Raw genomic sequence first — 15,027 nt, 5'->3', positions numbered from 1 at the left:
TTATTTTTTACCCCTAAATCCCCTGAAGGGGACTTTTAAAAATACAATTCGTAAGTCAATAGCCCCCTTTAGGGGGTTGGGGGTTTATGAATTCTCCGGAACAATCCGATTCACCAGCCGCGTCAATAATATTTTCAATGTTGAATTATTTAATGATCGTAAGGCTTTCAGAGCATTTCGCTTGTAAATATTCAGCATTTCTTCAGCCTCCTTCATTGCCTGTTTGGTCTCAGACCATTGTAAAAACTCTGTATTGATGCTTTCATCTCCATTTTGGGTTCGTTCGAACCATTCCTGCATTTTTTCCGGATGCTTTTGGTTTAAAAGAGTTGAAACAAAAGATGGCTGAACGGTATTAAATCCACTGACAATCCTTTTTTGCCTGAAATCATCCAAATCATCATTAATTTGATATGCGATACCCAAAGCCTTGCTATACTCCGATATAATATTTAAAACAGCTTCATCAGCATCTGCTAAAATTGCGCCGAATTGCAGTGCCACTTCAAATGCGGGAGATGTTTTGTTGCTAAAAATACGCAGAATCTCTTCCTGTGAAAGCAGTTTCTCATGGTTTCTCCACAATAGCTCCTCTCCTTGTCCCAGCGACAAATCCCGATGTCCGTAAGCAGCAATTTTTAATAATTTTCGAATGTGTTTTGCCTCCGATTCAGCGATTAACTGATAACCAAAACCTAACAATAAATCTCCCACATTCAAGGCCACAGGAATATTAAATTCCTTATGAAGAGCTGGTTTTCCGTATCTCTCATCATCTTCATCAGCAATATCATCATGAATCAAGGAAGCTTTGTGAAAACATTCTATTGAAACGGCCAATTTTTGAATTGTTTCGTCATATTCACAGGTATCTCCGCTTAAAGCATTATAAACCGCAAGCATGATAATCGGTCGCCAGCGTTTTCCATCTGTCTCCATCCAACGAACTGCAATATCCACAGTATCATCATCCTGTCCAAAAAGAGACTTTAATTGAGTTGTTGAAAACCAATCTTTTACTACTGATTTTATGGAATCCAGATCAATCCATCCTTTCCAATTTGTTTCACTGCGCATGGAAAGAACTTCATCCAGCCAAATTTTATCCACTTTAGAATCCTTACAATTATTATTGTACAAAGGAATTGCAAGAGATGGAACAGCCTCTTTTACTGCCAAAGGAAACGAACGCTCAAAGGAATGCAGGCAACCTACACCAATCACACATTCTACCTGACCTGAAGATAAAAGTAAACTAGCAGAAGTAGTTCCTTCAGTAACAATGGTGTGATAGGCCAATTCATCAGCCTGAGAAATGATTTCAGCCAAATCGCAACGACCGCATTGCTCACAAAGTAAGCCTAGCTCATCGTACTTTGCCGGACATTGAGTAGAGTGACTAATGCACTTAGGCAATAAAAGAATTCTGCGGTTAAAAGGAATTCCGGCAACAATATGACTCCATGCATAATTGTTAATCATTACAGCCAAAAGCTTTTGATACAAAAACAACTCGGGATGCTTGCTGATCAATTCACCGGAATGAAAAATGACTTCTTCTTCCTGCAACGGCGGTATCAATTCGCATTCAGCAGCGTAATCTCTGATCAAATCACGAATCTGCTTCAACTTTTCAGGATGCTGAGGCAAATCGTTTCCTAAGCTTATATTTAGCTGGTTGTTTTTTAAAATCATTTTTTACAATTAACAGTAATCAGTTAACAATTAGCAAGGTTTAGAACCTCACCCTAAATCCCTCTCCTAAAGGAGAAGGACTTTAAAAACTGCAATATTTTTAATTCGTAATTATTAATTCCTAATTCGCCTATCCGTATGCTCCAAAGCCAAAGAAAGAATGCTTTTTTGCAAAGCGATAAACCCAACTTTTCTCTGGAATTTCTTTTCCTGGTATGTGATGACCTGCACAAGGCTTCATCTTATTTAATTCTTTAAATGAGGTATTCCTTTTCGATGAATCATAGGCATTTACATATTTTAGAATGTTGTGCAATTCCTGCGGATTATCCAATAAAATACATCCTTGGGTACAGTCGTTGATGCCTTTTCGCATGCCTCCTATAAATTTCGAATTCTCGATGATATTGGCAATATCGGATCCATCGCCAACCGTTTCGCCTGCAAATTGAATTGGCGGACAAAATTCGATATCTCCGTAAGGGTTAATATGATGCGACAATCCCAAAGCTCCGGGACATATGGCTTTCCCTTTCTCATCCCAATACGTATCGATAATCATCAAAGGAGCTTTCACCCGGATATCAACCATAAATTGACGCAATTCCAAAATCTCTTCCTCAGACAAAGCCAAATCTGTAGTTGGACGTTCACCAACCGGACGATAAATGTAAAACCACAGGTAGTGAATTCCTTTTTTGATGCAGGAATTCACAAATTCCTCGTTTACCAAATCCTTAAAATTGGACTTGCATACGCTTGTAGCTACTCCGGTGAATAATTTATTTCTGGTAGAAGCCTCAATTCCTGTCATGGTTCTGCCATATACATTATTGGCTCCTCTTCTTATATCACTCACATCCTGCAGACCTTCCACGCTAATTAGAGGTGATACATTACCCAGTTTCCGAAGCTTTTGCGCCACTTCATCAGTCAGTAAAGTACCATTGGTAAACATCTGAAAATAACAATCGGGATGCCGTTCAATCACCTCCATTAAATGAGGATACATCAAAGGTTCTCCTCCCAGTAATCCAAAAAAGTAAGAGCCTTTCTTTTTACTGGAAACAATGATATTGTTGAGAGTTTCCATATCCATTCCTTTGGATTGATTGTTAATTGTTACCCAACAGCCCTGACAATTTAGATTGCAATTATCAGTAATCGAAATCATCATGAAAGCAGGATACAGCTCACCTTTCTTCAGTCTTTTCTTGTGTTTCGAAACTGCTTTCATTCCCTTCCAGCCCAAATTACAGCCAAGTTTCCAAAGCAATCGGGCATCCACCTGTTTTAGTATTCTTGTTCCGAGAGAAAATATCATTAATTAATAGATTTTAGATAATAGATTGGAGAACTAACAACAGCCCGATTTTGAATTACCGTCTTTGCATTCACAAGATGAATTCGAATCACCATCTTTGCAATCGCATTTACTTTCCGAATCATCCTTACAATTGCAATCGCAGTCACATTTTTCAGCTTTCTTTTCTTCCTCTTTTTTATCAGCTCCACTGCAGCAAGCCCGGCGCTCCTCTTCCGCCATTTTGAACTGATCTTTTTTCAGTAAGGAAACCTGAAAATTCTTTCTGCGGGCACTTAAAACAGAATAAACATCATCGTTCTGAATTTGTTCCAGAATATCTGTCTTTTCATTTTCGGTACCATCACCTTCGCCACCATCTATTGGACTTTCGGCGTGCTTTGGGAAAATAATTGCATTCTGAGGACAAACACGGGCACAGGCAGGACACATATCCTTACAATTCGCCGAAGCTGAAACCACAACAGTTCCGTCATCCTCAACAGAATACACACTAAACAAACAAAAGTTCAGGCATTTGCGGCATCCGTTGCAACGCTCGTAATCAATTACCGGATACCATGGTTTCCAAGAATCAGAATACTTTATTTTTAAAGGTGCTCCGGTGTTCGATTCCAATGCTGAAATAAGCTCATCCCTGCCTTCTTCCTCCACATGATGATACTCTGTGCCATTTCCATCTGCTTTTCGTCCTGAATTGTCCACTAAATGTTTCATCGCACGAGTCTGACAACCAAAAACAATAGCATCTTTTGCATTGTACAAACTTTCCAAATCATCCGGGTTCTTCAAAATCGTACCACACATGTCCTCGATATAGGTATAAGCTATATTCCTATCTTCCAGAGTGCTAATCAACTTCTGAACCGAAGATTTTTCGATCTTTCCATCCTTCTCGCACCCGCAAATAAATATTTGTTTGCTCATTTTATTCGTATTTAGTACATGTAATTAGTTTACCAACCTAATAGCTGCTTACTAATTTACCTTTTAATGAAGAACCTGTTAATTGCTAATTGCCTTAATATCATATGCCAACAGAGCGTCTCCATGACGGATGTACAAAACTCCGTTGTTGATTACCGGCTGGGCAAAATGCTCTTTGGTTCCTTTGGTCACTTTAAATTTACTTACCAACTCCATACTTTCAGGTGTTACCTTTACCAAGCCAACCTGACCTCTTTCGTTGTAACAGTACAACATTCCATCAGCAGCAATGGTAGATCCACGACCAAAACTTAATGTATCCCGAGTCTCTCCGGTCTCAGCATCTACACTTTTCCAAACCTTCTTGCGATGACCTGATGCGATGATTTTGCCATTTAATTTTACAGCACCCCCCATAATGTTATCCAATTCCTTATTTCGCCACACTTCCGTGATTTGACTTCCGTCTTCAGAAACTTTCATTTTTACGGTTCCATTACCACATCCGGTAACGTAATACAGGTAACCATCTTCAAAAATTGGTGTGTTTCCATTGATATCGCAAAGCGTATCCTGCAGTTCTGTCCACAATAGTTTTCCTGTTTGCGATTCGATACCCATTAAAGCATTGTCTGAGAAAGTTACCAAAACTTTCCGAGATGGAAATTCCAATAATAATGGAGAACAGTAAGCAGAAATCTCACCAACTCCAGGGTTAGTCCATGCCATCTCGCCGGTAAATCTATTTAAGGCAATAATATTGTTTTCGGCTCCACCAGGTGCAGCAAATACCAAATCGCCATCTACCAATAAAGATTGAGAATATCCAAAACGAGTATTCTTGCCTTCATATTTTTCCAACATATTCACTTTCCACTTCAATTCACCTGATTCAGCATGAATACAAGCAATATCACCCATTCCTGAGGCTACATATACCAAATCATCAACCACGGTTGGAGCTGAACGACTTCCAATAAAGTTTTCCATCCAATCTGTTCCAAATTCAGTTTTCCAAAGTATATTTCCCTGCAAATCAAGAGATATCAGATAAGCAAGGCTATCAATTTCACCATTTAAATATATTGTATTCTCACAAATTACCGGTGAACCATAGCCATTGCCAATACTATCAATAGCCCAAAGCAACTCCGGACCTTCAGCAGGCCATTCTTTCAATAAATTAGTTTCGTTATAAATTCCTGAACGGTTCTCACCTCTCCATTCGCTCACTTTTTTCGATTTCGAATTGCAAGCAAAAAAAAGTACTGCAATTAATAAAATGCTTAAATTTTTCATTTGGATAGTTTTTGTATGATAGTTTAGTTTTATTCATTCTTTAATGATTCAACGATATTGTATTTTTTAATTTGTCGCGCAGGAATCCAAATCCAGATCAATCCACTGATTAAAATACCGAACAGCAATGTCAGGATATATCCTACCGGCATATGAAATGACGGAGATAACAGTGATGGAAGCACACCAATTAGTGCCGCGCCTAATCCACAAGCCAATCCGGCAAGCAATAAAAACAGATTCTCGTAAAACAACAGTTTAAAAAGACTCTTTTGCTGATAACCGATTGCAGAAAGAAGAGCCAATTCTTTTTTGCGCTCTAAAATGTTTCGCATTAATACAATTCCCAAGCCTATGGTTCCGATGATTACTCCCAAGCCTCCCAAAAACATGAACATGCTTAAGTAGGTGTTTTCAACCGAATAAAAGGCAGCTAAACGATCAGAAGTTTTCATTCCTGAAACGCCCAAATCCTGAAGATTATTTTCAAACTTTCGCATCAATTGATCATCCTTATCATTCTGTGAATCAATCAGTAATATTTTTGACCCACTAATTGACGGAAAATGTTTTTGAAACTGATTATCAGATATTAAGATGTTACCCTGAAAGATGGAATTGTTCAAACCTCCCATAAGTACCAGTTTGATGTCTTTTCCGAATTCGTTTTGATAGATCAAAGTATCGCCAACTGCTCTTTTTAAGCCCCAAACAATAACTGTCTGATCGGCATAAGCAGGAATCACATTTTCTCCTAAATCTTTATTCAAGGCCTGCCATGGATGCTCTGAATCCACATTCGCTGCAAGTGCCGCGAATGAAAAAGCATCCTTTTTATCAAAAAGCATAGGATCAAATCCCAATATTCTGGGTTTCTGCACCTGATTTAAATTCAAACAACTGGCATCATCACCTTCCAAGGCTCTGAACTGTACAAATTGTGTGGTAGAATCGATATCACCATCCCAAAATCCGGCTTTCTCAAGTCCTTCTGCAGTATTCAGATCAAATAAAACAGGCATCGTGCTTTCTATCCAATATTCATAGCCACCTGTACCCGATTTGTCCGAATTTTCGGTATTTAAGAATGTTTTGCGGTTGGCTCCTGTAATCAGAACAGAGAATGTACCCAGAGCCAATAATGCTACACTTGCCAAACTCCTCCTGCGGTTGCGTGCACTGTTCTTTATTGCCAGCTGCAATAAAGAAGGTGTTTTACTACTTCTGGTTGAACTCAATTTTTGCAGATACATGTGAACAAAAGCACAAGCTCCAATCATAAAGAGACCTCCTGCAGACAGCAATAATTCGGCATTTTGATCCAAAGAGGATGCAAATGCATACGTAATTATAGCTGCAGCACCAAGAATAGAGATCAATGCGATCAATTTTGAAATACGACTGCCTTTAGCAGAGATATTTTCATCGGTTGTATTCTGAATTAAATTGCTTGCTGTTTTCTTTAGCTTTTTACGTGTAAGCCACCAAATACAAAGCATAGCCACCACCAAGCCAATTGCAAAACCTGTAAACAATGTCGTTCCGCGCAGATGAACATTCAGCATGTTGGTACGAACCACATCAGTCCACACCGAATTTAAAGCTTTTAATAGCAGCTGATTGTATAAAACACCGCCTAAAACACCAACCAATCCTCCAACAACTAAGGTCACTAATGATTCGTAGACTCTAATTCGCAGTATTTGAGATTTAGGGAAGCCCAAACTCAGGAGAATCCCATTTTCCTGACTTCTGCTATCGAGATTTAAAGAATAAATTAGGATGGTTAAAAGGACTCCTGCAAATATGATGAAAAAGCTAAGACTTAGGAATAACTCTCCAAAATCGACCATATTATTTGCTGCCGAAACACCAGCATCACGAACAGATACAAAACTCAAATTAAGCAAGTTAGGATTCATCACCGAAAGCATGAGTTTCTCTAAATCGTTCTGACTCAATTCCTTTTCATTAAATCGGAAAGCAGTATATTTTCCATATTTATTGCTCCACAATTCAACTGCTTTTTTCTGAGAAATGAAAGCTTTAGGAGTTCCCTTGTAGTGCTTCCAGTAGTCTTCATCTTTCGGACGGATTTTTGAAAAATCAACAGGAACACCGGCTTCCCATTCGTTACAGCTACCTGCATCTGATAGTCCCGGAAAGGATGGCATCATGTCTTGATCCAGCAAATCACTATCCAAAAGCAAAATTTCCTTAACTACAAATGTCTGTGTTTGCTCTTCAAGGGCTCTCAAGGCTCCTATCACAAAGTAATTCAGTGATATGGTATCTCCTACTTTAGCGCCCAAATCATCAGCCAACCACTGATTAATAATCATTTCCCCATCAGACAGATTCGACAAGCGTGAATCACCATTGATGGCTGACACAAACGAGTAAGGTGTTTCTTTATCCTTACAGCTGATTCGGTTCACAAAATAAGTGAGAAGAGTTTGCTGATTAACAGCGATTTTCTCTATTCCATCTGAAATTGGAGTATCGATAAACACACGATCAGAAATCAATTCCAACTGATCTTTTCCTTTAACAGAGCGGATTTCAAGACCAGCATCTTCGATGTTCCAATTCTGCACTAAACTAGCTTCTAAATCACTAAAAGTGAGCAAAGATTCGCTCGCAGAACTTGCCAGTAATAGATTTGCCCGTCCTTCCAATTCCATTTCTTTGGACAGATAATCTCTGGAAAGAAAAACATTGTATGGTGCAACCTGATTGTTTTTTAGGCTAAACCGACCCAATTCCTGATTTCCAGCAATGGTTTTTACCTTTATCCGCAAAGCGATTGACTGATCTTCATCAGAAACAAAAGGAGCATTGGCGGGAATCAAACTCCCCTTTTCAACCCGTAACAGAAATTCATCACCAATTTTCAGGCTCATTTTATCCGCCAGATTCAAACTAACAGCTACTTCCCCGTCTTTCAAGTCAATTTGCTCAGCAGAAGAGAATTTCCAAAATTCCTGATCAACCCCATAGGCCTGAATATTGTTCGTACGAGTCTGTTTTTCTGGTTGAATTGCAATTCCTTTCACCTGCAAAAGAGCAGCTACATTCCCATTTAAGTCTGCCTGAATCTCTTTTGCCAATTCGGCACGAACATACCGATCGCCTGCAGGCATGGCATATTCCACCTGCCCCAAACGTAGGTTGACCAGATCGTGCAAACTGTATTTTACCGAATCACCAATAATTAATGCTCCTGTAAGTACTGCTGTACTCACAATTGTCCCCAAAAAGACTGCGAAATGCTGCTTTCTGAAGTACCAGAGACTTTTGGTGATGTATTTAAAGATATTCATGTAATATCAATTAGTAATTAAGAATGAATAATTGTTGTCTTTAATGAACTTCATCTTGTATTATTCATTGCCAATTTTTAATTGTTTTAATTTTCCATCTTCCAACTGGTAAATCTTCTTCATCTTTTTGGCCAAATCCATTGAGTGAGTGACAATAACTACAGAAACCCCTTGCTTTTCGTTAATGCTAACCAATAAATCGCCCAATTGTTCTGCCGCTTTTTTATCCAGCGAACCGGTTGGTTCATCGGCAAGAAGCAGATTTGGCTGATGAATTAAGGCACGAACCACTGCTGTGCGCTGACACTCTCCGCCCGACATTTGTCCCGGACGCTGGTAAATCAATTCTGATAATCCAACAAAATTCAAGAGCTCCAAGGCCCTTTTTTCAGCTTCCTGCTTCTGCTTTTTATCCTTTACAGGGATAAATGGAAGCAATACATTTTCAATCAGATTCAACTGAGGCAGCAAGTGATGCGACTGAAAAACAAAACCCAGATTCTGATTGCGAAAGTTGGCCAATTCCTTCTCATTTTTCTTCGATAAATCTTCCCCGTCGAAAATCACATTGCCAGAATTGGCTGTATCCAAAGAACTAATCACATTCAGCAATGTACTTTTACCCGAGCCGGATGGACCAACAATGGCGATGGATTCTCCCTTTTCGATAGCCAGAGAAAGATCATCCAATATGATTCTTTTCTCAGTACTGCCAACGTTTTGGTAATATTTGGTGATGTTCTTTAGTTCTACAATCATAATCTATTTCTTTCTATTGTAATCAGATCTTAAAATATCAATCTTTGCTCTACTATTCAGCATTTTTTCGTTCTATGCAGTTCCTGCTTCGTTGAAATCAACTTGTCCTTCGATGTATTTTACTTCCCATCAGTATAAAATCGTTTTCCTTCAAATAAAGTAAGGCTCCCTTCGCATAAAATGGTCGCCCTTCGCATAAGTGCCCTCTCTTCTCAGGGCTTTCAGCGCTTTTTTATTTTTCACCAAAAGCATAAATGCTTCCATCCATGCAGGCAACAACAATCATCCCTTCCACCACAGCAGGCGTTCCAACAATGGCTCTGCCGATTTCGTAGGACCAGATTTGCTGACCGGTTCTCCGATTCAATACATATATTCTTCCATCTCCCGAACCAATAACTACCGAATTACCAGCAATTACAGGCGATGCTTCAATTTTATTTTTGGTTTTGAACTGCCACTGAATGTTCCCGTTTTCTTTATCGAAACAGTAAACCTGTCTGTTTTCAGCGCCAATAATTACCTGATTGGCAGATACCGATGGAGAAGCCAAATAGGAAACCGCTCCTTCTTTCTTCCATTTCACCTGATTTTTAGCGTAATCCACACAGAAAAATTCTCCATCGGTATCTCCGAAATACGCCTGATTTCCATCCAAAGCTACAGATGAAGCAATATAAGTGGCAATATCCAATTTATTTTTTGCCTTCCCTGTTTTCACATCCACTTGATGAAGAAAACCATCGCAACCGCCAAACACGGCAATTTCACCATTGCAGGAAGCGGCTCCGTTGATGTAATTATCAGATTCATACTTCCATTGCAGTTTGCCTGATTTTGCATCAACACAATGCAGGTTAAAGTCGTAGCTTCCGAATAAAATCTTCTTCTGTTTTCTCGATTTATCGTAGAACCAAGCAGCAGATCCTGATATTTGACCATCGGTCGCATATTTCCATTTCAACTCACCGGTTGTTGCATTCAAACAATAGAAAATTCCTTCCAGAGAGCCAAAATACACGTTTCCATCCAGATACAATGGCGATGCTTCCACGGATGTTTTGGCATCGAACTTCCATTTCAGTTGGCCGGTTTTTGAAATTGCGTACAATTTCCCATCATTAGAACCTACAAATATATTTCCATTACTGATAATGGGTGATGATTTAACAGCATCTCCTGTTTTGAAGCTCCATAATAATTTGGGAGCTTTGGGCACATTGGCTTCTGTTATCCCGCAAAGGCTTGAATTGCCACGAAATGACAGCCAATTGTGTTTGTTTTGACTATAAGATGAAATTGATACACAAATAATCAAAACCAGCAGGAATAATATCCTTTTGGCTTGTCGATTGACAAGATGTGAGATATAAGATATGAGATGTGAAAATTTCTTCATTTTTAATTTCTTCTCCTATTTGTAATACTCTGACAGGTTCGCTGTCAGGTCTTTCCTTTAATTAAAACAAGATCTCCGGACTTCATGTCGAAATACCCTGCTTACTTTTTAATTCCTAATTCATTATTGTTTCTGACCTCATCCCCCGGCCCCTTCTCCTCGAGGATAGGGATTAAGGGTGAGGTTTTAACTATTAATTCCTAATTAGAGCGAAGCGATATAGCTCCCGTAGGACAAGCCTCTGCACACTCTTTTGCTGCAACAGTCAATGCTTTATTAATATCTTGATTAAAAGGTACCGATACTTTAACGGTAAAACCCCGTCCGATATTGGTCAACCCTGTTTCTTCCTTATGTTTGCCCGCAATTTCGATGCAAAGTCCGCACTTAATGCACTTTTCGGGCTCGTAAATAATACTCTCATGATTGCAATATTTCACCACATTGTTTCGCTCGCCGAATGAAAATCTTCTGCGATCGGCATCGTGTATGTCTGCACAAACACGAAGCTTACAATTGTCCAATTTGCGGCAATCGCAATGCAAACATCTGGCAGCTTCCTGCATGGCTTCCTCTTTTGTAAATCCCTTTTCGGATTTTGCCTCTACACGATCACCCGAAACGGACTCTTTCAAATACTCACTCAACTCTTCTTTTCGCAACGTTCCAAGTCGTGAATTGAATGCCCGCTTTGTTGCTTTTCCTTCTCCATTTCGCAAAAACTCATCCACCGACCATGCTGTTTCTTTTCCCATTGCCACCGCTTTCACTGCCATTTTTTGAGTACGGATTGCACTGCCTGTGGCAAAAATTCCCGGCTGATCGGTAGCGAACGCGTTGCTGTCTGCCCACAAGCCAGCCTTCGCTAATTTTAAGCCTAATTCCTCCCCATTTTCAAGACCACTTCCTGTTGCCAGAATTACAGCGTCAAAACCGGATTTGATCTGTTCCCAGTTCTCTTTTTCAATTTTTTTGCCGATGTGAAAAACCACGCCAAATTGTTTCAGTATTTCTATTTCCCTTGTCAGGATATCTTCAGACAAGTCCCCTTTTTCGATCGCTTCAAGCAAACTTCCTCCCAAGCGGTTTTCTTTCTCGAATAGCTCGCAGGTATGTCCATCTTTTACCAAATGATAGGCTGCCGATAATCCGGCCGGACCGGAACCAATAACTGCTGCCTTTTTACCACTTGCTTCTTTCTTATCCGGAAAATAGAAAGACTCCTCTTCATCTGCCGAAATTCGCTTCAACAGGCAAATGGAAACTGCCTGATCGACATCCTTACGCCGGCAGACTTTCTCGCAAGGCGCAGAACAAATGTGTCCTAAAATCCCCGGAAGGGCAATTTCCTCTTTTACAATCTTTAAAGCCTCATCAAATTTACCCGCAGCAATGAATCTGTTCATTTTCGGAATGTCCATATAGGCCGGACAAGCCACACGGCAAGGTGCCTCGCAATCGCCAACATGATCGCTCAACAACAATTCAATTGCCTCCTTGCGTGCTTCAAATACTTCAGCATCATCGCTGGCCAAATCCATTCCTTCGGTTGCAATGGTAGCACAGGAAGGCAGCATTTGCTGATTCTTGTTGTTTCGCACCATACAAACCATGCAGGTAGGATGATTGCTGCATCCCTCCAAATAGCACATACTGGGAATCTCAATTCCTACTGATTGCGCTGCTTGCAGAACAGTTGTTCCTTCGGGAACATTGATGGCTATATTGTCTATCGTTAGTTTTGGCATTATATTTAGATTTGAGATAAGAGATGAGAGAATTCATTTGTCATGCACTCAATCCTTATTCACTCATTAACTATATTTAATTTTCTCATTCATCAATAAGACGCTGACAGGATCTTCGAACGCTGTCAGGTCTTTATTTTGAGATTAGAGATGTGAGATATAAGATTCTAAAAAAAACTGTAGTTCTTAACTGTACACCTCATTTACTCATTATTTAATTTCAACGGCATCTACCGGACAAATTTGTTTACAGATATCGCATTTAATGCACAATTCATTGTCCACCTCGTGCAATTCGTAAGGTTTTGCTTTGATTGCATCTACGGGACAACGCTGCGCACATTTTGTGCAACCTGTGCAATTGTCGTTTATTTCGTAGCGAATTAGCTCTTCGCATTTGCCAGACGAGCATTTGCCGTTAATGTGTGCTTCATATTCATGCCGGAAATACTTTAAGGTCGATAATACCGGATTTGGAGCTGTTCTTCCCAATCCACAAATACTTCCTTTTTGAGTATTTATTGCCAGCTGTTCGAGCAAATCCAAATCGCTCATTTTTCCTTTTCCTGTCTTTATCTTTTGCAGGATTTCCAACATCCGCTGTGTGCCAATTCTACAGAATGTGCATCGCCCGCAAGATTCCTCCTGAGTAAAGGATAGGAAATAGTGAGCAATATCAACCATGCAATCCGATTCATCCAAAACGATTAATCCTCCGGAACCCATCATGGCACCCACTTCTTTCAAAGAATCAAAGTCGATTGCCGTATCAGACATGGAAGCAGGAATACAGCCACCCGATGGACCTCCAATCTGAACCGCCTTAAATTGCTTTCCGTTGGCAATGCCTCCGCCAATTTCTTCTACAATCTGCCTGATCGTAATACCCATAGGAACTTCAATCAATCCTCCTCGATTTATTTTACCAGCTAAGGCAAACACTTTAGTCCCCTTACTTTTTTCTGTTCCAATTTTACTGAATGCTTCCGCACCATTTCGAATGATGTATGGAATCAAAGAGAAAGTCTCCGTATTGTTGATCAAAGTAGGTTGATCCCATAATCCTTTTTCTGCCGGATAAGGTGGCCGTAACTGCGGAATTCCCCTTTTGCCTTCAATCGATGCAATTAAAGCAGTTTCTTCACCACAAACAAAAGCTCCTGCTCCCTCAAACACTTTCAATTCAAAAGAAAAATCAGAACCTAAAATATTTTCCCCCAACAATCCTCTGCTTTTGCAGATTTTCAAGCCTTCCTTAATCCGCTTTACTGCAAGCGGATATTCTGCCCGTATGTAAAGTCTGCCTTCGGTTGCTCCAACAGCGTAAGCACCAATTAATATTCCTTCAATAATTCGGAACGGATAAGATTCCAGCAGCATTCGATCCATAAATGCACCCGGATCTCCCTCATCACCATTACAGATGATGTATTTTTGATCAGACTTTGCGTTCTGAACCATTTTCCATTTGATAGCAGAAGGAAAACCAGCTCCTCCGCGACCTTTTAGTCCGCTTTTTTCAATTTCCGAAATAATCTCATCAGCAGAAAGCTCATTCAGGCATTTCTTAAAGGCTTCGAAACCATGTTTGGTCAAGTATTCTTCGAAATCTGAAGGTTTTATTTCTCCCCGGAATTCGGTTGCAATGTTTACCTGTCCTTTCAGGAACTCTGCAATTGGCGTATGCTCTTCATTCGAATTGTATCGGTTCGAACTTTTAGGGATATCTGAAAAAGTAAAGTTCTCAGCGTAATTGTAAAAGCGGTTTTTGAAACGACTCATCCAATTCTCCGAGCGAAAGTGCTTCTCTATGATTTCGCCGACTTCATTTGCATTGATTTTTGTATAGTAGGTTGCTGCTTCCCCATTTTTATGAATTTCCATCATGGGAACCTGATTGCAAACACCAACACAACCAACTTGTTTCACATCTACTTTAATCTTATTCTCAGCCAATGTCTTTTCCAGTTCCTCTTTCACTCCGGAACTACCACTTGCAATACAGCATGATCCCAGTCCAATTCGAATTTCACCCTGAGAGATCCCGTCTTCAGTCACTTCTCTCACAATTTTTTCTTCGCTTGGTCCCAGATTTTTAAAATCCTCTATAATTTCAGCTACTTTACCCGTTTCAACATGACCGTAAGTAACCGCATCAATCTGAACCACCGGTGCGAGTGTACAACAACCCAAGCAGGCAACTTCCTCTACCGTAAAAAGTTTCTGAGCATCGGTATCTATGCCTTTTTCCAATCCCAATTCACGGCGAAAACCATCGTATACCTGCTTTGCCCCTTTTACATGGCAGGCTGTACCAACACAAACCCGAATAATGTGTTTCCCCACCGGCTGATGACGAAACTGCGAGTAGAAAGTTGAAATCCCGGTGATTTGAGCTTCTGTAATGGTTGTAATTTCACAAACTCTTTTCAAAGCAGATTCGGGTAAATAGTTAAATTTCCCCTGAATTGCCTGCAAAATGGGAATTACCTTATCCGGCTCTTTCCCAATATCAGCAACAACTCCATCTACAAAATCGATCATCTTCTCCAT

General features: G+C 40.0%; 9 protein-coding genes. All 9 read right to left on the bottom strand.

From position 1 onward, the window contains the following. Positions 1-84: 84 nt before the first annotated feature. The 9 genes from ACY0M5_RS11850 to ACY0M5_RS11810 all read right to left on the bottom strand — a co-directional run bounded on the left by ACY0M5_RS11850 (position 85) and on the right by ACY0M5_RS11810 (position 15,027). Complete coding sequence (locus ACY0M5_RS11850; protein WP_461629267.1) at positions 85-1,695, bottom strand: polyprenyl synthetase family protein; 1,611 nt, start codon at positions 1,693-1,695, stop codon at positions 85-87. A 130-nt stretch (positions 1,696-1,825) separates the two neighbouring features. Beyond that, positions 1,826-3,019 carry a radical SAM protein gene (locus ACY0M5_RS11845; protein ID WP_461629266.1) on the bottom strand — a complete coding sequence of 398 codons (1,194 nt, stop codon included), beginning with the start codon at positions 3,017-3,019 and terminating at the stop codon, positions 1,826-1,828. 33 nt (positions 3,020-3,052) lie between these two features. Further along, positions 3,053-3,946 carry an ATP-binding protein gene (locus tag ACY0M5_RS11840; RefSeq protein ID WP_461629265.1) on the bottom strand — a complete coding sequence of 298 codons (894 nt, stop codon included), beginning with the start codon at positions 3,944-3,946 and terminating at the stop codon, positions 3,053-3,055. 78 nt (positions 3,947-4,024) lie between these two features. Then, the gene (locus ACY0M5_RS11835) at positions 4,025-5,245 is read right to left on the bottom strand and encodes a PQQ-binding-like beta-propeller repeat protein (RefSeq protein WP_124991539.1); all 1,221 of its coding nucleotides are present in this window, start codon (positions 5,243-5,245) and stop codon (positions 4,025-4,027) included. Positions 5,246-5,274: 29 nt separating this feature from the next. Next, positions 5,275-8,568 (bottom strand): ABC transporter permease, encoded by a 3,294-nt coding sequence (locus ACY0M5_RS11830; RefSeq protein ID WP_461629264.1) that lies wholly within the window; start codon positions 8,566-8,568, stop codon positions 5,275-5,277. A 60-nt stretch (positions 8,569-8,628) separates the two neighbouring features. Next, entirely contained in the window at positions 8,629-9,327 is a 699-nt protein-coding gene (locus ACY0M5_RS11825; RefSeq protein ID WP_124991537.1) for an ABC transporter ATP-binding protein, read from the bottom strand. 232 nt (positions 9,328-9,559) lie between these two features. Next, complete coding sequence (locus ACY0M5_RS11820; protein WP_124991536.1) at positions 9,560-10,726, bottom strand: outer membrane protein assembly factor BamB family protein; 1,167 nt, start codon at positions 10,724-10,726, stop codon at positions 9,560-9,562. A gap of 200 nt (positions 10,727-10,926) precedes the next feature. Further along, entirely contained in the window at positions 10,927-12,474 is a 1,548-nt protein-coding gene (locus ACY0M5_RS11815) for a 2Fe-2S iron-sulfur cluster-binding protein (protein ID WP_461629263.1), read from the bottom strand. 210 nt (positions 12,475-12,684) lie between these two features. After that, positions 12,685-15,027 carry an NAD(P)H-dependent oxidoreductase subunit E gene (locus ACY0M5_RS11810; protein ID WP_461629262.1) on the bottom strand — a complete coding sequence of 781 codons (2,343 nt, stop codon included), beginning with the start codon at positions 15,025-15,027 and terminating at the stop codon, positions 12,685-12,687.

It is taken from the genome of Labilibaculum euxinicum (genome assembly GCF_963678175.1).
Taxonomy (GTDB): Bacteria; Bacteroidota; Bacteroidia; order Bacteroidales; family Marinifilaceae; genus Labilibaculum; species Labilibaculum euxinus.
This window is presented reverse-complemented; position numbering and strand designations above follow the sequence as displayed.